We start from the raw sequence: 22,601 nt of genomic DNA, 5'->3' as shown, positions 1-22,601 counted from the left end.
TTGAAAAATTTCAACTTCAGGTTAGCGCAGGAAAACTTATGCCTAAAATCAGCAGGTTAAGAATAGTGCCGTATTTTGCATCCTGCCAGTTTAACGTGATGAGAAACTGAGACAGGATGGCCCCTATAATAGCCAGAATGGGCCAGTAATTTGAAGCCATTAGAAAATAGACATCTGCTATAAAAATAAGCACGGCACTGGTAAGCCAAAGTATTCCTTCAAGTTTATTTATACTTCTGGAGAGGGTAGGTAAAAAATCTTCATGAACAGCTTTTACTACCCCCATGAGGTGTAAAATTGCATGTGTGAGGAGCAGGACAGAGATTAAGATTTTCATGGCTTAATAAATAATGGTTTTGTGGTATTACGGTTTCGTTTAAAGGCAGGCACAAAGTCTATTTCAGGTTTTGGACTTATCAAAGTCGGAGCTTTTGGATTGGAAATAAAGTTCACAAAAGCCGGGTTATTCATTTTTCTTTGCAGGCTATGCTCATCCTGAGGGAGCAATCGTAAATCAAAATTTTGAGCATCCTGCAGGTTTGAAAAACGGTATTCTTGCTGAGAGAAAACCTTCACCGCAGGATGATATATATTTAAAACTTCTTTTAACCTGAAGCTGTCAATTTTTGCCTGTTGGGCATTCACTTTGCCGGGGTAGATCTTATGTATTTCAAGTGAAAAGCTGAAGTTTCCGAAGATTTTTTTAACCGGGGCAAGACTGGCTAATGGAACCTGAACGCCGGGTTCTGCTATGAGAAGTAATTTTTTGGGAAGTATAGGCTTCGCAATATCAGGGAGTGCCAAAAATGGCATTTTTAAGCCGGCATATAGTTTGGTCAACACCGTCAAATGACTTAAAGCTCTGTTTCTGGTATTCAGGATAGCCAAAGAGAATTTTTCTTTTCTTTTGTAGAGATCTTCGGGCGAATTCAAGATGTACAGCTCATAATCTTCAGCAGGGAAAAAGCTCCTGATCTTTTTCTGAATGGCATCCAATTCCTGTTTGATGACGAACTCGAGACAATTTAATTGAGATTCATTGTAAGACGGCCCCGAAGCCAATCTTTGTTTCATAGAAAAGGTCTCGAAATAGAAATGAGTTTTTCGGCCTCTCATGAGATGAAGGGCGTAGAGCAAGCCACTTCGGGGAAGCGACAACACATCTGAAGAGATCAGAATATTGTTCATAGCCGAAAAAATTAGAACAATAATTTACTGAAAATTCCAGATAGTTTACATGATTTTTATCAGATTCTTAATAGGTAAAATTCTTAACTTCAATAACTTCTCCTGAGTTTAAGCTGTCAAGTTTCTCCTGACCTATGCGCACCCTTACCAGCCTAAGAGTGGGAAAACCGGCCGCTGCAGTCATTTTTTTTACCTGTCTAAACTTGCCTTCAGTGAGTGTAATTGAAATCCAGCTGGTAGGGCCGTGCCTTTCATCTCTAATGGGTTTTGCCCGGGGAGGAAAATCAGGAAGAGATTCCAGTAGTCTGGCTTCGCAGGGTTTGGTAAGATATTTTTTTCCATTGATCCCTATCTCAATTCCGGTACTTAATTTTTCGATGTCTTTTTCTTCAATGAGGCCATCTACCTGCACATAATATTCTTTTTCTACATTCCCTCCTGTAATCTCTGCACTCACTTTACCATTGGTGGTAAGCAAGAGCAGGCCTTCCGAATCTTCATCCAATCTGCCAATCGACATAGTGCCTTCGGGGAAATCCCCTAGTTCTCCCAGCATTTTCTTACTGCGGCGGGTGCGCTGGTTACTCACGAACTGGCTTAAAAAGCCGTAGGGTTTATATATTTTAAAGTGTCTGTGCATAAAATAGTACCACAACAATATCTTTTTGTTGTTCGTAGGCAAAAATAAGGCTTTCGTCTTTGAATTTTAACAGAAAAAGGGCGAAAATCCCCAAAAGTGGGTATTGGTGGAGGAGGTGTGAAATACTATTTTTATCACGTGAAATTGTACCGGATATTTCACTTATGAGTCCGGTGCAACGGAGTGAAAAATCGGGGGTGTAGGGGCCCCGATTTTTTTTTGTGCTTAAATAAGATCGTAGGCCCTGGCGTATTCCGTAAATTCAAAATTGGTAGAAATATTCAGTTTCTTTTTGATATTCTTGCGGTGAGTGTGCACGGTGTCTATAGAAATGTGCAGTTCTTTTGCAATATCTGCCGAACTCTTTCCCAGAGCCACCAGTTTTAAAACTTCCTTTGCCCTTTTTCCAAGGCTAAGAAATTTACTTAGGTTTTCTTTGAAGAACATATTTTCCTTTAAAAGCCGCTCTGCTTTATTTTCAATATGCTTCATGCGGTCAACGGGAAACGCGACAGTGACCAGATGAGTGGCTGAGCCATCATCAGCCTGATGAAAAATCCTTATAGACCCAATGTGCCATACCCATTCCTGGCGGTTTTTAAATTTCACCTGCTGAAAAAAAGTAAAGGTTTCTTCTGGATCTTTTTTTTGAAGCAGCTTTCGCAGTTTCACTATGAAATCTTCCATATCTTCATTATTGAAGAAACGGTCATGGTATTTAGGTCCCATTTTAGAAAGCTCCTCTAAAGAAACTCCCAGTTGATATAGCCCGCGGGAGCTCATGTAAACAGTCTTGAAGTCTTTTTCCCTTAATTCATGGACTATGACTACACCAGGCATAGCTTCTGCACATTCAGAGAAGAGAGTTAGTTTTTGTTCAAAGGTTGGTTGCAAGGTTCCGGTTGTTTGCTATTTAAAAGTAGCACAAAACACAGGTTCTTTAAAAAAACCTTAAAGAAAATCGATAAAGAGTATCTTTTTTTCGATATCTATCACATTAGGTCATAAGCCCGGGCATATTCCTGGAGTTCAAATGAGTTGGCAACCTCCAGTTTTTTCCGAAGAGATTTTAGATGAGAATTCACCGTATCTGAAGATATGTTTAATCGCTCTGCCATTTCATTAGTTCTCATCCCTTTTCCTGCCAAACCAAGTGTTTCAATTTCCCGCGGAGTCAACTTTCCGTATTTTTCAAGGTTCTTCCGGGCAAAATCTGTTTCTTCCATTAAGCGCTCAGCTCTTCTTATGGTCCATTCAAAATCTTTAAGCGGCACTGCGTAGGTGATAGTGTGAGTAGGTTGAAAATGAGCTTCGATATGAAAAATTTTTATAGAAGCCGCATACCATTGAAAGCTTCCCTGGATTTTGACCTGGTGAAAGAAGGTATATGTTTCATCAAGTCCTTCCAATTCAATCAATGACTCCAGCGATTCCAGATAATCCCTTATGTAATTTGATTTAAAATAGATATGTTGGTAATTCTCCTTTGTAGCTATAAGTTCATTGAGGGTCAAGCCCAGCAGTTCCAGGCCGTTTGAGGTCATAAATAGAGGTTTAAAACCCTCTATTTCATTGATCACGGTAACTCCCGGAAGCTTTTCAAATTCTTCTGAAAATGTAGAAATTTTTTCTTCTACTGTCATAAGTCATAATTTATCCTATTACCTCCAATGAACTATAGCCCTGGCCATTTCTGCTAAGTCGTATCTGTGTGGCAATTCGTTCTTTTAACGAGTCAACATGGCTAATAATTCCAATGGTCTTAGATGATTCTGCCTGCAGCTTTTCCAGCGTATCCAAAGTTTGGTCGAGGGTTTCAGGATCAAGGGTGCCAAAACCTTCATCTATAAACAAGGAGTTGATCTCGACATTTCGCGAAGCCAGGTCACTTAAAGCAAGGGCCATAGAGAGGCTTAGCAGAAAAGTTTCACCTCCCGAAAGTGTCTTTACCGAGCGTCTTTGGCCTCCCATATGTTCGTCTATGGCTACCAGGCTGTCGTCTTCGTCTTCTAAAGGTTTATCGATCCTGTAGCGGTCGCTTAGATCCTGAAGCCTGCGGTTTGCCAAAATGAGTAACTGTGAGAGGCTTAGATCCTGGGCAAAGTCGTTAAATTTCTTCCCGGTGGCGTCTCCCACGAGCTGGTTGAGCAGTTCCCAACGTTTTATTTTGCCCTTCACTTCCTTAAGATCCTCCTCAATGGCAGCAATTTGTGCTTGTCGCTCTTTGTCGTTCCGCAATTTGCGCCTCAATTCTTCGCACTCCTCATTTAAAGAAGTCAGTTGCGCTTTTGTCTCCTGCAGCTGCTTTAAAAGATTTTCCTCGCTTTGTGGCACATCCTTTTTTTGTAGCTCTTCGAGTTGCGTTTTAAGCGTTTTTAAAGAGGCTTCAATTTGCCCTTTTTGAGAGGTAAGTTCTTCACGTTTTCTGTTGAGCTGTGAATATTCTGTTTCAGGTAAAAGTCTTTGCAGGGCTTCAGAAATATCTTTGCAACCGGCTTTAGAAATATTGGGGTGCAGAAGTTTTTCCAGCGTTTTGAGCTCAGCAGTTTTATTGGTCAGTTTTTGGTTGAGGTCTTTTCCCTGGCTGGTAAGCGAATTTTGTTGGTGCTGCAGCGAAGTCCACGAATTTTGCAGCTCCAGGCAGTCGGTATCAATATCTTTCCCGCTGTACAGGCCGTCAAGTTCTCTTTTGATCTTTTTTCCTTCTACCAGTACGTTTTGGATCTCGGTAAGTATGGGGAGCCCGGTCTTAATAGCGTTCAGCTTCCTGTTTTGTTTTTCAAATTCATCAAGCAGGTTAATCTTCTCTTCACTGTTGTTGCAGAATTCTTCCCAGTCTTTCCCTGCCGGATTGATCTTTAAAAATACCTCTTCAAAATGCCTTTTTTGAGCCTCCACTTTGCTTCGGTTTTCCTGGATGAGCAGTTGAAGTTCGCCAATTCTCTTCTGGTGATGCGCCAGGCTGGTCTCACGGCTGGTCACCTGCCTTTCCATTGCCGAAAGCTCTTTTTTCAGCTTTAAAAGTTCCTCCTGTAAAGTGTCATTTTTGGCAGGTAAGTGGGTGGCATAAGGATGTTCGGTGCTGCCGCAAAGCGGGCATGGTTCGCCGTTCTTCAGGTTATGCCTGTGTTGTTCCAGGCTCGCCTTAAGCAGCTCATTTTCCTTTCTTAGTTGCAGGTTCTCCACATCTTTTTGAAGGGTTTGCATCTCTTTTTTTGCTGAAGCCACCTCCTGCGGAAGGTTTGCAACCTGCCCAAGCAGTTCTTTTTCCTCTTTTGTTGCCCTTTCAATTTCTGCGGAAAGATTTTCTATCGTCACCCATTCCTGTTGTGCTTTTCTTCCCTGCTGAAGGAGTTCCCTTAACCTGATTTTTTCGGTTTCTATATTTTGCAGGTCTATCTCTTTCAGCTGATCTTGAAGCTCCTGAAGCCTGTTTTCGCCCGCAGCTTTCATTTCTTGCAGCTTCAGTTCTTCGGCTTGTAGATCGCCATTCAGCTTAAACGGAACTTCTCTTAATTCCAGGTCAAAGCGCTCCTGCAGGTTGCGATAATGGTTCAGTTTTTCATCCCGTTGCTGCTGAAGTTTTCTCACATTGCGGGAAAAAGCTTGTAGGCTGCTCTCAATCTCTTCTGTAGCAGGTTCATTTTTTAAAAAGCTGGTGATGTTCTCAAGGCATTGGCTAATGCCTTTCCTGTTTTTTTCTACGCCACTGGCATGCCTGGTAAGTTCTTCTTTTATTTCCCTGCAGCCGGCATCGAGATTTTGCCATTTTCGTAAATCTCCGGCAAAGCCTTGTACCTGCTCGTGTTGTTGTAGCTTTTCTCCCTTTTCTTTTTCAAAATTAATAAGGTTTTGGGTGGCATTGAGCTGTAGTTTCTCCTGTGCTGCAATTTGCTCCTGCTGTGAAGAAATATTCTTCTTGAGTTCTTTAAGCCTTTCCAGTTCGCGGGTTTCCTTCTCCAGCGGCTCACACATGCCCGCTTTTTGAGTAAGAGCTGTAGTGAGCTCCTGCAAAACTTCCTCCTCTAAAAGGTCTTTTTGAAGCACATTTATTTCCCGCTGCCTGTCATCAATTTCGGCATTAACTGTTTTAAATTTCTGATAAACTTTGATGCCTACCTGCCTGTAAATTCCTGTTCCCGTGATTTTTTCAAGAAGCTCCCCGCGTTCATCTTTTTTAGCCTTTAAGAACTGGGCAAAATCTCCCTGTGCCAGCAGCACCGATTTTATGAACTGGTTGTAACTTAAACCTATAAGCTCCTCGTTCTTTGAAGGGACATCAGACTTTTTATAGTCCAGGGGTTTGCCGGTAGCCAGATCGTAGAGGAACATTTCATAATCGCGCAGGTTGTTGTTGCGATTGGTTGAAATGCTCCATTCGCTGGCGTAAATTCCTTTTTTTGCCTGGTAAGTAACCTTTGCAAAAGCCTCTTTTTGGTTGCGGGTAAGCAGCGCCCCTTTATTGATGATGTCGTTCTTACTGATCTTTCCCAGGCGCGGCACCATGTTGAAAAGGGCAAGGGAAATCACGTCTAGAATTGTGCTTTTTCCGCTGCCGGTAGGCCCAGTAATAGCAAAGAGCGAACTTACCGTAAAAGGCACTTTTGTGAAGTCTATCTCATGCTTTCCCTTGAGAGAGTTGATGTTCTCAAATTCTATTTTTAAGATCTTCATATTTCTGCATTTTCATCCCGGTGCAACTCTTCAAGTATTTCGTCAAAAGCCGAAAGGATTTCCTGCTTTGTTTCGGTATCATACTCGTGTTTTGCAATGAGCTCCAGGAAAACATCTTTGGGCTTTAAATCCTGTAATTGTTTATCGGCACTAAAAGCCTGGCCTGCACCTTTTAACTGATTTTTAAAACCTGCCCTGTGTTTTACAATCCGGTAACCTTCTTTTTGAAAACCAGAAACCAGGGTATCGAGGTCATAGATCTTTAAGGCATCATACTGCTCCTCTTTAAGCTCTACTTCGATGAGGCTTTCAAGATCTTTTTTCTCCTCTAGCTCATCCAGTTTTAAGCTGATTTGTTCAAGGTCGCCACTTATCTTTAAAAGAGCGCGAAACCCCGGAACAGGAACACTTTTTGGTTCCCAGCCTTCTTCAGAATCAATGATAAGTACTCTTTTTTCATCCCGGCGTTCGCTGAAGGACAGGGGCAGGGGAGAACCGCTGTAAAATGCAGGCACAGCAGCGGCTACCCGCTGGGGTTTATGGATATGCCCCAGGGCAATGTAATTGAAATAGCTACCAAACCTGGAGGCTTCAAAAGCTGCCAGATTCCCTATCTGAATTTCTCTTTCACTTTCTGAAGTTTCAATACCTGCGGTGAAGAGGTGGCCCATGGCGAGTGCAGGTACAGCCGGAAACTGCTGTTCACAAATTTGTGCGGCTTCAAAAAAGGTATTCTGAATGCCATTTTTGAGAGCTTCAAGACGGTCTTCATGAGTTTCAGATTCAGTCGACTTTCGAAGATCGGCATCGCGCAGGAAGGGAACGGCCGCAATTACCAGCTCAGTTATTCCGTCGGAATTTTTTATGGGAATGATGAGTTCTTCAAGGTTTTGGGGCATTCCGCCAACAATCTCGATATCGAGCGCTTTTAGGATCTCTTTTGGCGCCTCGAGCATGGCTGGAGAATCGTGATTACCGCCTGTTAGAATGATTTTGCAATCAAAGCGGTTCATTTTTACCAGCGCGCGGTAGTACTGGCGCCTTGCTTCGGAAGATGGATTGGCAAGATCAAAAATATCTCCCGAAACCAGCAGAACATCAATTTTTTCTTCTTCAATGGTCTTGCACAGCCAGTTGACAAAGAGGTCGAAATCTTCGGCCAGTTCGGTTTTGTGAAGTTTTTTTCCAATATGCCAATCGGCCGTATGCAGGATCTTCATTGGGTTTAACTTTTAGCTTCCGAAGTTAAAGGAAAGCTTGGTGCCCTGCAAAGTTAATGACTTATACGACAAAATATGTCCTCTCAAAAATGTGCTTTTAAAATGCCATTTTTGAGAGGTATTTCATCAAACAGATCTAGTTGTTTTCTAACTTGTCACGTATTTTATCTATCGCGCTTTCAATAGATTCATCGGGTTCAATTATGTTATTCTCACCCCAGAAAGAAAGATCTGCAAAGCCCGAAATATCGTCATTCATGATCACCTTTCGGCTTAAAAAACTATTGTCTCTTTTAACTTTTTCGGTATTCACCTCCCAGTTGGTCACGGCGAGTTCGCTGTTTACCTTGTAACGGGAGTTGAAGAGTTTGCGTTTCCAGTTTACCACAAACTCCAGTTGGGTATTGCCATAGCCAAAATACCAGCGGCCGTCTTTTTGCCTGTAGGTAATGTCATATTTCACTTCTACGGGATAGACCTTTGTTCCGCCAGGTTTTTTCTGAACAAACAGATCTGTCGCAGCCGAGCGGTTATCTACGTTAAGATTAAAAGAAGCTTTGATCAGGGAAAAAGTGTTGGCATCAATGAATAGTTTGCCATAATACCAGGGCATCCTCTTATCCAGTTCCTCAAAATTCACAACGTAGAGGTACTGTTCGTCAATTTTGGTAGGATTGTCAAAGCTGAATTTGAAATTGGCAAGATCCCGCTGATTAAAAATATGTGTAGGATTTTTCATAAGGTCTATGCTCAAAGGATTGTAAGGCCCACCCCTTAATTTAAGGGCTACAGTGTCCAGCCGGGTATAATCGGCTGTTTTTCGAGCTTTTACCAGGGCAATATCGTCATCACTGTTAGAATCATAAGGTTGTTTGTGAATTTTTACAACGGCTTCAGAAAGAGAGACATTTTTTCGGCCTCTTTTTATAGCTTCCCTGTAAAAGGCAGTCATGGTTGTACGGTCGGTAAAATAGTTGTTTCCGCGGGTTTCCAGCATATTGTGAACCAAAGCAGCAGGATCGGTATAGGTGAAAATGCTGACTTCATTAAGCTCTTCTAAAGATTCTTGCAGTGCTATGACAACATTATCCTGCTGAAAGAATTGCAAAGGAATTGTGCGGCTTTGGAAGCCAAGAAAGGAAACCTGCACATTTACATCTTCCAGGTTTTGAGGGATCTTTAAGGAAAATTCCCCGTCACTGTTGGTCACTGTAGAGATGTTGGTGTTTTGAACAGATAGGTAGGCACCGGCCAGTGCATCGTTGTTTTGGCTGTTAACAACCTGTCCTTTATATTCTGTATACTCTTGTGAAGGTTGCTGAAAAGCAGTCACAGCTCCTGGAGACAAAACAAAAAACAAGAACAGGATAACAATGGGCCTTGCGAAAAATGAAGTTGGATTTCTCATGGCGTTAAAATTATAGGGATACGCTATACAAGATACTGAATTGTAATTGATTATTAATATTTTGCTTCAGGATTTTAAGGGTGCAGAGGTGGTGAAAACCTATAGTGAGCTTATTATTGCTTTTGTTCCTTGTGTTTTTCTTATCTTGTTGTATGTAAATAGATTACATTAATTTTTAAAGCTGTTAAATAAGGAAGGGAGCAGGTAGAAGAATTGGTTTTAAATAGGGGAATAAGGCTGATGCTTCGCCCTCCCTTCCAATTATAGCATTTAGTGAACACTCTAATTTTTAGAGTGTTCAATTTTGCATCTTCTACTTTAACAAAAGCCGAAAAACTGCAAATTGGAGACAATATCTGGCTGCAAAAGAGCTTAATTCTGCACAACATAGTTACTTAACACATTGTTAACAGTAAAAATTATTGTATAGAAGTATTTTCACGGCGAATAATTTTTCCAATACATGCTATTGAATTTCCTGCTTGAGATGATTTGTGGGTAACCTGCGATTTGTTTTAAATAGTAAGGATTCTTTGGTGGCTCTTTTTTCGTTATGAGTAAGAAAATCAAGAATTCCCCGACTTTACAATCAGAAATGCCCCCTTCTTCGTCCAACACCCGAATTGTGGCCGTAGGAGCCAGTGCTGGTGGTCTTGAAGCTCTTAAATCTTTTTTTGAACATATTCCTCAAGCTACCAAAAGCGCTTACATCATCATTCAGCACCTGTCTTCAGATTATAAAAGCATGATGGGCGAACTCCTGGCCCGCAGTACGGGCTTGCCTATAGTGGAAGTAGAAGAGGGTATGGAAGTCAAGCCTGGGCATATCTATCTTATACCACCGGCCAATAACCTGATTATTAAAGGCAACAGGCTACAGCTTCTGGAGAAGCCCAAAAACCCTACGCTCAACTTGCCTATAGACATGTTCTTTGAGTCGTTGGCGCGAGAACAGCGGGAGAAGGCTATAGGAGTTATTCTTAGCGGTACCGGCAGTGACGGAACCCGCGGGGCACGTGCAATCAAAGAAAGCGACGGGATGATTATGGTGCAGGAGCCTGATGAAGCCCAATTTGACGGAATGCCCAGAAGCGCGATTGCTACAGGGCTGGTAGATTATGTGCTGTCAGTCAAAGAAATGGGTAATGAGCTCGATAATTATCTTACCGCACCTTCTATATTTCATTTTAAAGATGGAGATGTAGCTTACGACCAGACAGAGCTTATCAAGATCTTAAACTTCATTGATGAGAAAACAGGGCTCGACTTTAGAGAGTACAAAAGGTCTACTCTTGCCCGAAGGGTAGCCCGAAGAGTGAGTGTGTGTAAATGCCGATCTCTTGCCGAATATTTTACTTACCTCACCAATACCGAAGGAGAAGTTGATATACTTTACAGGGAGTTCCTTATTGGGGTCACCAAATTTTTTAGAGACAGTAAAGTCTGGGACGTTTTACGCCAACGGGTAATCCCCGAAATGGTGAGTTCAAAAATTGATGGAGAAGTTCTAAAGGTTTGGGACGTTGCCTGTAGTACGGGAGAAGAAGCTTATTCTTTTGCCATGTGCTTTATCGAAGAAATTGAGAACCAGGGGAAGAATATAGAACTCAAGATCTTTGCTACCGACATTGCCGAAAAGCATCTTGAGATAGGCGGCAAAGGCTTATACCCCGAAAGTATAGCGGCCGATGTACCAGCCGATTTTCTTGCTAAATACTTTAAAAGCAAGCAAGGCAAATATGAGGTTGTAGATAAGTTGAGGCGGGCTGTAATCTTCTCACGCCACAACGTGATCAAGAATCCGCCGTTTAGTAATATGGATTTGGTTTCCTGTCGCAATCTTCTCATATATTTTCAGCCTGCAATACAAACCAAGGCCTTGAGTGTGCTGCATTACAGCCTTAAACAGGATGGGGTACTCGTACTGGGAACCAGTGAAAGCGTACATACAGAGCAAAAGAATTTTTCTGAAATTGATCGCAAATGGAAGATATTCAGGAATATTCAACCCAATAACAGGCTCGAAGCCGGTCTTTCCCACACGCCAACATCGGCGGGGAGAGTAGCTGGCAGCAAGCCCCAAAGTACAGGAATGGCATATAAAGCTCCTGCCAACACTACTTTTAACAAGCTCACAAGTGACTTTAATGAGACCGTACTCGATCACTTCAAGGCGGCAAGCGTTTATGTAGATTCAGATTACGATATACTTGAGGCCATTGGCGAATTCAGGAAATACGCCAACCTTCCTGTGAGCGGCTTTTCTACAAATTTACTCGACATGCTGGGCACAGATTTGAGGTATTTGATTCAGAACAGCCTTAAAAAAGCAGAAAAGCTTCAGCAAAAAGTTTATTATAAAGATGCCATTTTTGAACACCAGGGGGAGAAAAAAGCTGTTGACCTTTTAGTAAAACCTTTTCTGCGGAACCATGTAGACTCCGAAACCACTTTTATGATCACCTTTCTTGAGAAGGAGCTCAACCTTGAAGGGGTAGAAAGTGTAGATAATATTACCCTTACCACCCGTACCAAAGAATATGTTTCCAATCTTGAAGAGGAGTTAAAGCAAACCAAAGAAGAATTGCAGACTTCCCTGGAAGAGATAGAAACCAGCAACGAAGAGTTGCAGGCGGCCAATGAAGAACTTTTGGCTTCAAACGAAGAGCTGCAAAGCACCAACGAAGAACTGCAAAGCGTAAACGAGGAGATCAACACCGTAAATGCCGAGAACATTCAGAAAATGGATGATCTTGCTGCGCTTAATGCCGATATTAACAACCTGCTTGAAAGTACGCAAATTGGTACCATCTTCCTCGATGGCTCCCTGTGCATACGCAAGTTCACCCCGGCCATAAAAGATCATTTCAGTTTTCTTAATTCTGATATGGGGCGGCCAATAAGCCATTTTACGGGGAGTATTGGAAGAAGCAATTTGCTCCAGCGTTGTAAGCGGGTGCTTAAAACCGGTAAAACTTTAGAGAAAGCCGTAGTTTCTAAAGACGGGCTGCATTACCTGCGAAGAATATCACCCTACGTAGATTCTAACGAGAAAATTGACGGGGTAGTGATCACTTTCATTGAAATTGAAAGCCTTCAAAAGTCTAAAGAGAAGCTGCAGGCGAGCGAACGCAGGTTTAAGAGTTTCTATGAAGAAGACCCTGTAATGCACATAAGCGTTAACCCGCAAAATTATAAGATTGTGCATTGCAACAAAATGGCCATAAAGCAGCTGAAGTATGAGTCGAAAGAAGAACTTATAGGGAAATCTATTTACGACCTGTACCACGAAGATTCCCAGGTGGAGGCTTTAAAATCGAATAAATATTTTGCTGAAAACGGCCTGCTTGTCAATCTCGAGCAGAACATCCTCAACAAGAACGGAGAGAGCCTGCCCGTAATTCTCAATGCGACTGCCGAAAGAGATGAAGAAGACAACGTTCTAACCATTCGCTATACTTTTGTAGAGATTGCAGCTTTGAAAAAGGCCGAAGATCAACTGCGGGAACAAAAAGCCGATCTTGAAAGGGCTAACCGCGACCTGGAGCAATTTGTTTCCATTTGTTCGCACGATTTGCAGGAGCCGCTTTCTACCATCAAATTTGGGATAGATATCTTAGGTAAAATCTATGCTTCCAAACTTGATGAAAAAGGTCAAAATTATGTTTCTTACATCAAGCAGGCATCTACCAGGCTTTCAGAACAAATAAGGGCCTTACTGGAACATTCGCGCATAGGGCGCGACGGGGTTAAAAAGCTCGTAGATACCCGTGAACTGGTAGAAGTAGTAAAATATGATTTAGGCAAAAGAATAAAAGATACAAAGGCAAAGATCCATATTGGAGATTTACCGCGCTTGCAAGGTTATGAAGTAGAACTAAGACTGCTTTTCCAGAACCTTATTAGTAACGCCATAAAATATACCCCTAAAGAACGAAATCCGGAGGTGCGTATCTCGGCATATAGAGAAGGCGATTTCTGGACATTTACGGTGGTAGATAACGGGGTGGGGATTGCAAAAGAAGACCAGGATAAAATTTTTACAATATTCAACCGCGTCAAGAAACACGACAGCAATGATGGTACAGGTGTGGGGCTGGCACACGTAGAGAAGATAGTTCATTTACATAATGGTAGCATTTGGGTAGACTCGCAAGAAGGGGTGGGAAGTACCTTTTACTTCAAACTTCAGGCTTGATAATATGGATAAATCGTCCTTAAAATACCCGGTTCAGGTTGATTTGGAGAACTGTGCCAAAGAACCTATCCACTTTATTGGGAAATCTCAGGCGCATGGCGTGCTGGTGGTTTGTGATCGCACAAATTTAAATATCACCCAGGCCGGTGAAAATGCTTCGGAATACTTCGGAATTCCTGTAGATGAGCTGCTGGGGAAACCGCTGTCTTACCTTCTGAAAATGCCATTTTTGGCACCCGATTTTGATGAAGATAACCTTCCGCAGGAAGTGGAAGTAAACCGAAAGAAATTCCTGGTGCTTGCGCATATTTCCGAAGAGAGCCTGGTGCTCGATTTTGAGCCACTCGCACAGGTGCAGGATCCATTTTTCTTTCAGAAGCAGTTAACGGGCATCCTCAACAAGTTCCAGACGGCACGGTCTCTTGAGGAGCTTTCTTCGGAAGCTGCCAAACTCACCCGCAAAATGTTTGGCTATGACAGGGTGATGATCTACCGCTTTGATGAGGAGTGGAATGGCGAAGTAATTGCCGAAACAAAGAATGACGATTTAGAATCGTGGCTGGGGCTGCGATATCCGGCTACCGATATTCCGGAGCAGTCCCGTAAAATGTTCCTTAAACACAGGGTAAGGATCATTGCCAATGTACACTATACGCCGGTGCCTCTAAAGCCCGAAATTTCACCGGTTACCGGGAAACCCCTTGATATTTCAAGATCTTCGCTTAGGGCCGTTTCTCCTATTCACATAGAATATTTGAAAAACATGGGCGTGGGCGCATCCCTTTCGGCAGCTATTGTGGTAAAGGGAAAATTGTGGGGGCTTATTGCCTGTCATCATCAGGCAGAGAAGCACCTTGATTTTTACCAGCGGGAGAGTTGCCGTTTCCTGGCACAAATGCTCTCAACCGAAATTACGCTGCATGAAACCAGCAGCCTTTTAAGTCATTCGGAGCAAACCGAGAGTATCCGGCGCCAGCTGGTGGCTCAAATGAAATACCACGACAATATTGTGGAGGCGCTAAGCAGGGATACCGTACAATTTCTAGAACTCCTTAATTGTAGCGGCGGTGCCATTTTTTACATTAATGAATGGGAACTAAATGGGCAAACACCTGGCAAAGAACAGCTGGACAGCCTGCTAAATAACTTCATAAAAAAGCAGTCAAAAAGCCTTTTTTGGACCCGCAACCTTTCAGCGCTATTTCCTGAAGCCGAAGAATACAAGAAAACAGCCTCGGGACTTTTCAGCTTAAAAATTTCTGATAATAAATATATTTTATGGTTCAAGCCTGAAGTAGTGCAGGTAGTGACCTGGGGAGGGAATCCGCAGAATAAGGTGTTCTATAACGAAAAGGAACAAAGACTTAGTCCGCGTAAATCTTTTGAAAAGTGGAGTGAGAAACTCACCGGCTTTTCGGAACCATGGCATGAGCTTGACCGCAACACGGCCAGGGCTTTGAGAGAAAATATAAGCCATGTGCTGCTCACCCGCCAGCGCAGGGAAATTGAAGCCTTGAACGAAAAGCTCATAGAAGCCAACAGGGAGCTGGAACTATTTAGTTACGGACTTTCACATGATCTACGGGCGCCGGTAAGAGGTATGGAAGGCTTTCTCAAAATTCTTCGGGAAGATTTTAGTAACCCCCTTGGAAGTGAAGGTCTTAAATATCTGGAAATGAGTACCGGCCTTACCCAAAAAATGAATGATCTTATTGACGATATCCTGGAGTATTCCAGGCTGGGGCATATTGAGAGGGTAGAGAAGCATGAGGTAGATACCACCGCAATGCTCAAAGAAATATTCGAACTCTTCAACCTTTCGGCAAATTTCCCTTCGGCACGCATAGAGATTCAGGAAGAGCTTCCGCCTATGTGGGGTAACCGTAGAATGCTGTTCCAGTTGTGGTCTAATCTGCTTAACAATGCTTTAAAATATTCTTCAGAAAAAGAAGCACCAGTTATAGAAGTAGGTAAAACCCTCATAAATGGGCGCAGTACGTTTTACGTAAAAGATAATGGAATAGGGGTAGACCCGGCATTGAGAGAAAAAATATTCGAGACCTTTCAGCGCGGTGTGGGCAGCAAATTTAAAGGCACCGGCATTGGCCTTGCCATTGTAAAGAGGATTGTGGAAAAACATGAAGGAGAAATTTGGGTTGAAAGTGAACCCGGAGAAGGTTCTGTATTTTATTTTTATCTTGAGCCCCAAAAGTAGGAGCATACGCAAATGATTAAGATCCCGTTGAGAATATTACTGGTGGAGGACAATGAAGCTGATGTCTTGATTACCCTGCGCACTATTAGAAAACTTGTTGAAGAACCACATATTGAGGTAGTCGAAGACCTTTCTTCCTGTAGGAACAAGCTCATCAACTTTATTCCCGATGTGGTGATTTCCGATTACAACCTTCCTACCTGTACAGGCCTGGAGGTACTGCAGCTGGTACAGCAAAAAGATCCCAAACTTCCATTTATCTTCCTTACCGGCACGGTTCACGACGAAGAACTGGCTGCCAATACCATTTTGGCAGGAGCTTCGGGGTTTATTCTGAAAAAGCACATGAACAACCTCGAAGATAAATTAAAACCCCTGCTTAAACAGGTGGTCTTCCGCATGAGTGAAAAAGAGGAAATAAGGGAACGCCTAAGGCAGAACAAGATTGCCATAAACCAGATCAATGATTACCTGGATAACCTGAAATTTGACAACAGGGAGCAGAAGGATAACATCAGCAAGATCAAAAATGCCATTAAAGATTTTAAAGCCGGTAGGGATGAAGATAATAGAGAAGCTTAAGGAGGAAACCCGCGAACTGCACGAACAAATTGAGGATAAGAACCTGGCCCGGCAAATTATGGACCACAGTATTGATCTCACCACCTATAAACTCCTGTTGCTGCAGAATTACCTGGCGTATCGCGAAACTGAAACCGAAATACAAAAGTTCTTGCCACACTACGAAGGCAAAAAGCACCAGCAGTTAAAACAGGATTTGCAACAATTGGGCATTACAGAAGAAATACCTTCCAAAAATGGTATTTTTGAATGTCATTCTAAAGCCGAAGCCCTGGGAGCGGCCTACGTGGTTGAAGGATCGGCCCTGGGTGGGATGGTTTTGGCTAAAAACCTTCAGAAATGTGCTGCTTTAGATGAAATTCCGCGTCATTACTTCTTTAATGGAGATAAAAACAACATGCAGGACTGGAAAGCATTTAAGGAAGAGCTCGAAAATTACCCTTTTACCCCTTCCGAAGAAAAAATGGCCATTGAAAAGGCTAAAGATACCTTTCGGTTCTTTGAGCGTATTTTTGACAGGGAATTGAATGTAGATCTAAACCCCACTTTCAAACACCAGGGACAGTAGCCTTGGCACTTTAGACCTGTCATTATTATCAAAATGTTCGTTGAGGTCTAAGAGCTTAAACTTGTGCGCTTTGGCCATGTCTAGAAAATCTGAAAGATGATGAGTAAAGGCAGGGGGCATTTGGTAGCCGCTTTCGGTTTCAAATTTTGCTCTACTGCCTGCATACTGTCTTCCCGGATGAAGTTCACAGATATAGAACTTTCCGTTTCTCTTCAGGCTGCGGGCTCCTTCAGCAAAGATAAAGCTGAGGTCCTTGATATGTTCTAGCACGAGGCTACAGGTGACAAGATTAGCCCAACCCGGCTTTACAGGCCACGCTTCAGTAATATCTGCCTCAATAAAGCTAACATTTTCAGCCTGTGTTTTTTCCTGCGCTTTGGCCATCATTTTTGGAGAAATATCAATAGCGGTAACAAAATCGGCTTTTTGCGAGAGCCATTCGGTGTTTTTCCCTGTGCCGCAGCCCAGCTCCAGGATATTTCCGTAGTGAGGGTTCAAAAAGGTGTCCCTAAGCACCTGGGCTTCGAGGTCACGGGTTCTGTTCTCCATAGCGTCGTAAGAGGCTGCCCATGCATTATAGGAGTCGCCGGTGTTCATATTTCTATCTTCTTGATCCAATTTTTGGCTTCGTCTTTTTCGGTTAAATCAAAATATTTGATCGTGGCTCCGGTAAAGGGTTTCATAAGTTGGGTAAGTTCTTTCTCCCACTCCTTATTCCCCACCATGGCAATACGCTCCAGGTTTTCGTTATTTTTGAAGTCGAATTTGATATCGCGCCACATGGCACTCAAGTTCCAGCCTTCAAATTCTTTCATTTCAAAGTACCATCTTATGGTGCCAAAACTCCTTACTTTCTCCTGTAGCAGTGGGATAAGCCTGTCATAGTCTTCATTGGTAAGTTTTTCTTCGGCGACAGTGTAAATAACGTTATGTTCAACCTGGATAGAAATCATAATGTAGTTTTGCTACAATTTCCAAAGAAATGTGGATTTTGACAACACAATGGAATGGGAGTAGAGTTAAGCTCTTGTTAATCTATACCTAAGGAATGTTAAGTATTTTTTTCTGAAAAACTAAGAGAGCAGGGCTTTCAGCATTCAAAAATTCCTGCCATCTTTGCCTTTTTTAAGAGGTATGGAATCCCGTAAAAAGCAACGTATTGCTCTTAGCACTTTCTTCTTTATGTCGGGTTTTGCTTTTTCTACATGGGCATCCCGCATTCCCACCATTAAAACCCATTTTGATCTAAACGAGGCACAACTGGGAAATCTCCTGCTGGCCATGCCGGTAAGTTCTCTCATTGGTTTGCCCATTTCGGGTTGGCTGGTGTCAAAATTTGACAGTCGCAATCCTTTAATTGCGGCTTATTTCTTTTTTGCTGTAGGGCTGGTGCTTATAGGAAGTGCGTCAAACATGGTGTTTTTGGTGGCAGGCATAAGTGTTTTTGCCTTTAGCATGCGAATACTCAATATCTCCATGAATACGCAGTCTCTCACGCTTCAAAAGTTATTTCCGCGGAAGATTTTGGGATCTTTTCACGGCCTTTGGAGTACAGGCGGACTGGTAGGGGTGCTTTTTTCTACCTTGCTAATTAAGCTGAATGTTTCCATGCAGATCCATTTTTGGATGGTTGCAAGCCTCGGAATCTTACTCGGTTTATGTTCTTATTCTTTTTTACTGCGGAAAGATCGTGCCACGGGCGGTAATAAATTAAGGCTTGGTAAACCCGATAAATTCATTCTTTACCTTGGGTTACTCATCTTTTTTGCATCGCTGTGCGAAGGTGGTATGTTTGACTGGAGCGGCGTGTACTTTAGAGAAGTTGTTAAGGAAGAGGTGTTCACACTAGGCTATCTTATTTTTATGACCTTTATGGCGCTTTCGAGGTTCTTTTCTGATAGACTCATAGAGAAACTAGGAATGGCCCGAATGTTTGTGGTGAGTTCTTCCCTTATTTCTTCGGGAGTATTATTAATGGTCCTGTGGCCGAGTTTTTGGCCGGCACTTGTAGGCTTCAGCCTTGTTGGTATTGGGGTTGCGGCTATTATCCCCATGATCTTTAGCCTGGCAGGTACTTCTAAAAAATATTCGGCAGGAATGGCTATTTCTATCATCACTACTTATGGAATTGTAGGAATGTTGTTAGGTCCGCCCCTGGTTGGCTACATTGCCCATCTTTTTAACCTTAAAATATCTTTTCTGCTGTTCCTTTTCGCCGGACTCCTGTTCATACCGGTGTCTCAGCTGTTCTTTAGGTTAAAACAGGAAGAGCAGGTGTGATAAAATATTGTTTCAGAAACGTTTCATTTATTTACCATTTTTGAGAGGTGAGCGTTTTATGATTCTTTTAGAAAGACCTTACTCCTTACTTTTGTATCTTATCTTGATTTCAGAAAAAAATCCCGCAAGCTTATAAGCTGAAGTATGGAGCGGCACGAAGAATAGAATATATTTTATTCGGCTGTAGAAAAATAAAAAAGGATGGCAAATAATGAAGACTATAAGGTACCTGCTTCAACAAGGATAGGCCACGTTCATCTCAAGGTTTCAGATCTTGAACGGGCTCTGTTATTTTATAACGGGCTGCTAGGATTTGAAGTGACGCAGCGTATGGGCGATGCAGCTGCATTTTTATCGGCTGGCGGTTACCATCACCATATTGGCCTCAATACCTGGCACAGTAAAGGAGCGCCCGAAGCCTCAAAAAGGGGAGTGGGCCTGTACCACACCGCTATAGTTTATGAGCATAGAAAAGAGCTAGCACAGGTACTGCAAAGGCTTCTTGATGCCGAATATCCTTTAACAGGGGCGGCCGATCACGGCGTGTCTGAAGCCCTGTACCTCAATGATCCCGATGGTAACGGCGTAGAACTTTATTACGATCGCCCAAGGGAGCAGTGGCCGTACACAAAAGACGGCTCTCTTGAAATGTACACCAGGGCTTTGCACCTTGACCAATTGCTGGCCGAGCTTAAATAGTTAATTTCCTACCGGGTAACCTTTGTCTATCCAGTCTACTTTTATATTCTCGCGCAGGTTGAGCAGTTGATGATTGGTGAAATCCATTTCGTTGAGCAGTGCAAAAGCAGGCCGAACGTTGGGACAAATATTAAAAGGACAACAACCACAGTAAATGAGAATATTGCTGTCTTTTGGCAGTGTTTCCAGTTCCTGTCTCAGGTTGTTGAGGCTTTCTTTTTCTCCGGAAGGTCCTGTGTCTTTAGACCCGGGAATTATTCCTCCGGCACCCAGGCTAAAAATGATCAGGCTATCTTCGGAATTTTCGAGGATTTGCACGAGCTCTGAAGGTTCCAGAAGTTGCTGTTGAGACCAGGGTTCCTGCCGAATTTCAGGTTTTGCTTCTTCAGCATAATTTTCTACAACCTCATTATCTTCAACTGCAGATTCCTGAGTTTCGTTTTTACAGGCTGAAGTTAATAAGGTAATCAGGCAAATGGCGGAATAGAAGTATTTGTTGATCATAATTTTTTTGTATCCGAAGAAAAAAGAATTCAGAATTTATAGAAAATTTAGTCGGGGCGTTTGGGTTTTGAACGGCATGTTAGGCCTTTATTTTGAATTTGAAAATCCGGAAATAATTACCACAGGTTTTTTACTTCATTTTTGATGTAAGCCAGGCCGGTTTCGCTAGGTGGCTGTTGATCGATAAGGGAATTTACAACTTGCTGTCGCAGTTCATTTGCGGTAGTGACCTCTTCCCGTCCTGCAACTTTTCGGATGTTGTTTATCGTTGCATTTTTAGACGCTTTGATAACGTTCCAGCATTCGTCAGAAATATAAATTTGTTGTGCCAGGTTGTGCTCAAATTCCTGTTCAATAGCTTTTATGAGAAGCGTTAAATAAGCTTCTTTGTCATCTCCTGCAGGTTTGATCCTTACAAGAAGATTTCCCGGGGCAATGCGTTCCAGGAAAAGGGCCATTCTTTCATAGGCCTGTAGCCGTAAAGGCAGCGCCTGTTTTTGTGCTTCTTTGTGAAGTAAATACCGCCGCCGCCTCTCTTCATTGCGGGTGTGCAGGTTAAAAAAATAGAAGGCAATCACGCCCACAACCACTGCCGGTAAAATGTAGAACAGCAGCTCTAAAATGGAATCTTCTGTCATTGGTCAACTATTGATCGGCTACCGAGGTGTCTTCAGTTTCTACCTCTTTCACATCGGTTTCTTTACCTTTTCTGTACGAGCCCCCTAAGTTAGGACATCCTGCCAAAGTAGCAACAGAATCAAATGGAACTTTTGTCTTGTTGTACATGAAAGTTTCGGCTAAAGTTTTTGCGATAAACCTGTCTCCCAGGTTAATTTCTACATCATCCATCGTGAACTGGCAGGGGTGTTCGTATCCGCAGGCATGGGTGATCTCCAGAAGTTCCTTCCTGAAATTGTTGAAATAATAATTCACCCTTTCCGATTTGTCTTTCACGTTGATACCGGCTTGTAGCCAGCGGTTTTGCGTTGCCACGCCCGTTGGGCAGGTGTTGGTATGGCAGGATTGCGCCTGTATACAGCCCACGCTTAGCATGGCTTCGCGGGCAACATTAATACAATCTACACCCATTGCAAAAGCCATGGCCGCTTTAGCAGGAAAACCGAGTTTACCACTGCCAATAAATACAATGTGATTGGCGAGATCTCTTGCCTGGAAGATCTTATAAACATCGGTGAAGCCGTAAATCCAGGGCAGGGCCACATGATCGGCAAAACTTGGTGGGGCCGCCCCGGTTCCACCCTCACCGCCATCAATGGAAATAAAGTCGGGTCCGCGGTGGGTTTCGGCCATGATACTCGCCAGCTCCCGCCATTCATCGAGTTTCCCAATAGCGGCTTTTATTCCCACCGGCAGGCCTGTTTCTTTCGCAATTTCTTCTATCCAGTCTACCAGCTCCTGCATGTTGCTAAAAGTGCTGTGAGCCGGCGGTGAGAGTACATCTTTGCCCATGGGCACGTGCCTAATTTCGGATATCTCCCTGGTAATTTTGGATGCGGGCAGCACTCCTCCTTTCCCGGGTTTGGCACCCTGGGAGAGTTTGATTTCTATAGCTCTTATACTGGGATATTCTTTAACAAGCTTTACCAGTTTTTCCATCGAAAAACCGCCGTCTTCATTTCGAATTCCAAAATATCCTGTTCCTACCTGGAAAACGATATCTGCCCCTTTTTTGTGGTAAGGAGACAAACCTCCTTCGCCGGTGTTGTGATAAGCGTAGGCTTTTTTGCACCCAAGATTCAAAGATTCTATTGCTTTGGCAGAAAGAGAGCCAAAGCTCATTGCCGAAACGTTAATTACCGATGCAGGCCGAAATGGTCGACGTCGTTTGTGAAACTCACCCATTACTTTTGCACAAGCCACAAAATAAGGATCTTCCCGGTTAACGTGCTTATGGGGCATGTATTAAGGAATTACGGCATTGTTTATAAAGATGTAATTCACTTCATTGATGTCCTGATCTGTCCCAAAACCTTCATAATTATTGACATTTTTGGAAGATGCATACACCCAGCCGCGCTCAATTCGATTGAACGGGAGTTCTTCCCTGTTTCCCGCCACAATGTACTGCCGCAATTCGGGGCCAATACTTTCGAGCATGTACCTGAAATGTCCTACCAAGGGGAAATTATGGAGAATGATATGCTTCTTATTTATGAAAACGTCATAAATTACTACCAGCACAACAAAAATGAGGAGCCACATCCACCAGGAGATATTTCCCAGTAAATCGAAAATATTATCCATACAAACCGCTTTAATTCCTAAAAAATCAAAAGTTAGCTTATATAGCTGCTCCTCCAAAATATATTGTTTTAAAATATTCGTAAAATAGTTTTTTGGAGCTTTCAGTTAAAGCCAAAAAGATATAGTAGGAGGGTTCTTATTTTGCCTCATTTTAGCTATT

18 protein-coding genes and 1 pseudogene are annotated in these 22,601 nt (G+C 42.8%); 6 read left to right on the top strand and 13 right to left on the bottom strand.

The window, feature by feature from the left end; all coding sequences use genetic code 11:
* Nucleotides 1-16: 16 nt before the first annotated feature.
* From VS868_RS01480 to VS868_RS01445, 8 genes are all read right to left on the bottom strand, one after another.
* Entirely contained in the window at nucleotides 17-337 is a 321-nt protein-coding gene (locus VS868_RS01480) for a hypothetical protein (RefSeq protein WP_345598965.1), read from the bottom strand.
* Nucleotides 334-1,188 (bottom strand): hypothetical protein, encoded by an 855-nt coding sequence (locus VS868_RS01475; RefSeq protein WP_345598964.1) that lies wholly within the window; start codon nucleotides 1,186-1,188, stop codon nucleotides 334-336. The genes VS868_RS01480 and VS868_RS01475 overlap by 4 nt, the downstream gene beginning before the upstream one ends.
* A 67-nt stretch (nucleotides 1,189-1,255) precedes the next feature.
* Nucleotides 1,256-1,828 (bottom strand): pseudouridine synthase, encoded by a 573-nt coding sequence (locus tag VS868_RS01470; protein WP_345598963.1) that lies wholly within the window; start codon nucleotides 1,826-1,828, stop codon nucleotides 1,256-1,258.
* Nucleotides 1,829-2,053: 225 nt separating this feature from the next.
* Nucleotides 2,054-2,722 carry a helix-turn-helix transcriptional regulator gene (locus VS868_RS01465; RefSeq protein ID WP_345598962.1) on the bottom strand — a complete coding sequence of 223 codons (669 nt, stop codon included), beginning with the start codon at nucleotides 2,720-2,722 and terminating at the stop codon, nucleotides 2,054-2,056.
* A gap of 98 nt (nucleotides 2,723-2,820) precedes the next feature.
* On the bottom strand, nucleotides 2,821-3,471 hold the full coding sequence (locus VS868_RS01460) for a helix-turn-helix domain-containing protein (RefSeq protein WP_345598961.1): 651 nt from the start codon (nucleotides 3,469-3,471) through the stop codon (nucleotides 2,821-2,823).
* Nucleotides 3,472-3,481: 10 nt separating this feature from the next.
* A complete protein-coding gene (locus tag VS868_RS01455; RefSeq protein ID WP_345598960.1) occupies nucleotides 3,482-6,502 on the bottom strand; it encodes an AAA family ATPase in 3,021 nt (1,006 codons plus the stop codon).
* Nucleotides 6,499-7,722, bottom strand: a complete 1,224-nt coding sequence (locus VS868_RS01450; RefSeq protein ID WP_345598959.1) for an exonuclease SbcCD subunit D C-terminal domain-containing protein — start codon at nucleotides 7,720-7,722, stop codon at nucleotides 6,499-6,501. Before VS868_RS01450 ends, VS868_RS01455 begins: the two co-directional genes overlap by 4 nt.
* 136 nt (nucleotides 7,723-7,858) lie before the next feature.
* On the bottom strand, nucleotides 7,859-9,130 hold the full coding sequence (locus tag VS868_RS01445) for a carboxypeptidase-like regulatory domain-containing protein (protein WP_345598958.1): 1,272 nt from the start codon (nucleotides 9,128-9,130) through the stop codon (nucleotides 7,859-7,861).
* 553 nt (nucleotides 9,131-9,683) lie between these two features.
* On the opposite strand from VS868_RS01445, the gene VS868_RS01440 reads away from it, so the two are divergent.
* Genes VS868_RS01440 through VS868_RS01425 form a run of 4 tightly spaced genes read left to right on the top strand, consistent with a single transcriptional unit; the run spans nucleotide 9,684 to nucleotide 16,693 of the window.
* Nucleotides 9,684-13,328, top strand: a complete 3,645-nt coding sequence (locus VS868_RS01440) for a chemotaxis protein CheB (protein ID WP_345598957.1) — start codon at nucleotides 9,684-9,686, stop codon at nucleotides 13,326-13,328.
* A gap of 4 nt (nucleotides 13,329-13,332) precedes the next feature.
* The gene (locus VS868_RS01435; protein WP_345598956.1) at nucleotides 13,333-15,543 is read left to right on the top strand and encodes an ATP-binding protein; all 2,211 of its coding nucleotides are present in this window, start codon (nucleotides 13,333-13,335) and stop codon (nucleotides 15,541-15,543) included.
* A gap of 12 nt (nucleotides 15,544-15,555) precedes the next feature.
* Nucleotides 15,556-16,125 carry a response regulator gene (locus VS868_RS01430; RefSeq protein ID WP_266070916.1) on the top strand — a complete coding sequence of 190 codons (570 nt, stop codon included), beginning with the start codon at nucleotides 15,556-15,558 and terminating at the stop codon, nucleotides 16,123-16,125.
* Entirely contained in the window at nucleotides 16,103-16,693 is a 591-nt protein-coding gene (locus VS868_RS01425; protein ID WP_345598955.1) for a biliverdin-producing heme oxygenase, read from the top strand. Before VS868_RS01430 ends, VS868_RS01425 begins: the two co-directional genes overlap by 23 nt.
* Here VS868_RS01425 and VS868_RS01420 read toward each other — a convergent pair.
* Together VS868_RS01420 and VS868_RS01415 are read right to left on the bottom strand one after the other, a co-directional pair.
* Nucleotides 16,661-17,311, bottom strand: a complete 651-nt coding sequence (locus VS868_RS01420) for a class I SAM-dependent methyltransferase (protein ID WP_266070919.1) — start codon at nucleotides 17,309-17,311, stop codon at nucleotides 16,661-16,663. The two genes, VS868_RS01425 and VS868_RS01420, sit on opposite strands and share 33 nt — an antisense overlap.
* Entirely contained in the window at nucleotides 17,287-17,646 is a 360-nt protein-coding gene (locus VS868_RS01415) for an STAS/SEC14 domain-containing protein (RefSeq protein WP_266070920.1), read from the bottom strand. The genes VS868_RS01420 and VS868_RS01415 overlap by 25 nt, the downstream gene beginning before the upstream one ends.
* Before the next feature lie 163 nt (nucleotides 17,647-17,809).
* Between VS868_RS01415 and VS868_RS01410 the strand changes: the two genes are divergently transcribed.
* Nucleotides 17,810-18,973 (top strand): MFS transporter, encoded by a 1,164-nt coding sequence (locus VS868_RS01410; protein WP_345598954.1) that lies wholly within the window; start codon nucleotides 17,810-17,812, stop codon nucleotides 18,971-18,973.
* 201 nt (nucleotides 18,974-19,174) lie between these two features.
* Nucleotides 19,175-19,672, top strand: a complete 498-nt coding sequence (locus VS868_RS01405; protein ID WP_345598953.1) for a VOC family protein — start codon at nucleotides 19,175-19,177, stop codon at nucleotides 19,670-19,672.
* Here the strand turns inward: VS868_RS01405 and VS868_RS01400 are convergent, their stop codons facing one another.
* From VS868_RS01400 to VS868_RS01390, 3 genes and pseudogenes are all read right to left on the bottom strand, one after another.
* The gene (locus VS868_RS01400; protein ID WP_345598952.1) at nucleotides 19,673-20,176 is read right to left on the bottom strand and encodes a rhodanese-like domain-containing protein; all 504 of its coding nucleotides are present in this window, start codon (nucleotides 20,174-20,176) and stop codon (nucleotides 19,673-19,675) included.
* A 116-nt stretch (nucleotides 20,177-20,292) separates the two neighbouring features.
* Nucleotides 20,293-20,814 carry a hypothetical protein gene (locus VS868_RS01395; RefSeq protein ID WP_345598951.1) on the bottom strand — a complete coding sequence of 174 codons (522 nt, stop codon included), beginning with the start codon at nucleotides 20,812-20,814 and terminating at the stop codon, nucleotides 20,293-20,295.
* 7 nt (nucleotides 20,815-20,821) lie between these two features.
* Nucleotides 20,822-22,441 (bottom strand): annotated as a pseudogene (locus VS868_RS01390) (FMN-binding glutamate synthase family protein).
* Between the last annotated feature and the right edge of the window lie 160 nt (nucleotides 22,442-22,601).

The sequence above is a fragment of the Salinimicrobium sp. 3283s genome (assembly GCF_039602225.1).
In the GTDB taxonomy this organism is placed as follows: Bacteria; Bacteroidota; Bacteroidia; order Flavobacteriales; family Flavobacteriaceae; genus Salinimicrobium; species Salinimicrobium profundisediminis.
This window is presented reverse-complemented; position numbering and strand designations above follow the sequence as displayed.

What these genes read in the sequence shown, in the direction of transcription:
- VS868_RS01450 (WP_345598959.1), bottom strand. Translation starts at nt 7,722, where the DNA reads ATGAAGATCCTGCATACGGCCGATTGGCATATTGGAAAAAAACTTCAC.
- VS868_RS01425 (WP_345598955.1), top strand. Translation starts at nt 16,103, where the DNA reads ATGAAGATAATAGAGAAGCTTAAGGAGGAAACCCGCGAACTGCACGAA.
- VS868_RS01430 (WP_266070916.1), top strand. Translation starts at nt 15,556, where the DNA reads ATGATTAAGATCCCGTTGAGAATATTACTGGTGGAGGACAATGAAGCT.
- VS868_RS01415 (WP_266070920.1), bottom strand. Translation starts at nt 17,646, where the DNA reads ATGATTTCTATCCAGGTTGAACATAACGTTATTTACACTGTCGCCGAA.
- VS868_RS01460 (WP_345598961.1), bottom strand. Translation starts at nt 3,471, where the DNA reads ATGACAGTAGAAGAAAAAATTTCTACATTTTCAGAAGAATTTGAAAAG.
- VS868_RS01475 (WP_345598964.1), bottom strand. Translation starts at nt 1,188, where the DNA reads ATGAACAATATTCTGATCTCTTCAGATGTGTTGTCGCTTCCCCGAAGT.
- VS868_RS01455 (WP_345598960.1), bottom strand. Translation starts at nt 6,502, where the DNA reads ATGAAGATCTTAAAAATAGAATTTGAGAACATCAACTCTCTCAAGGGA.
- VS868_RS01480 (WP_345598965.1), bottom strand. Translation starts at nt 337, where the DNA reads ATGAAAATCTTAATCTCTGTCCTGCTCCTCACACATGCAATTTTACAC.
- VS868_RS01405 (WP_345598953.1), top strand. Translation starts at nt 19,175, where the DNA reads ATGGCAAATAATGAAGACTATAAGGTACCTGCTTCAACAAGGATAGGC.
- VS868_RS01440 (WP_345598957.1), top strand. Translation starts at nt 9,684, where the DNA reads ATGAGTAAGAAAATCAAGAATTCCCCGACTTTACAATCAGAAATGCCC.
- VS868_RS01400 (WP_345598952.1), bottom strand. Translation starts at nt 20,176, where the DNA reads ATGATCAACAAATACTTCTATTCCGCCATTTGCCTGATTACCTTATTA.
- VS868_RS01445 (WP_345598958.1), bottom strand. Translation starts at nt 9,130, where the DNA reads ATGAGAAATCCAACTTCATTTTTCGCAAGGCCCATTGTTATCCTGTTC.
- VS868_RS01395 (WP_345598951.1), bottom strand. Translation starts at nt 20,814, where the DNA reads ATGACAGAAGATTCCATTTTAGAGCTGCTGTTCTACATTTTACCGGCA.
- VS868_RS01435 (WP_345598956.1), top strand. Translation starts at nt 13,333, where the DNA reads ATGGATAAATCGTCCTTAAAATACCCGGTTCAGGTTGATTTGGAGAAC.
- VS868_RS01470 (WP_345598963.1), bottom strand. Translation starts at nt 1,828, where the DNA reads ATGCACAGACACTTTAAAATATATAAACCCTACGGCTTTTTAAGCCAG.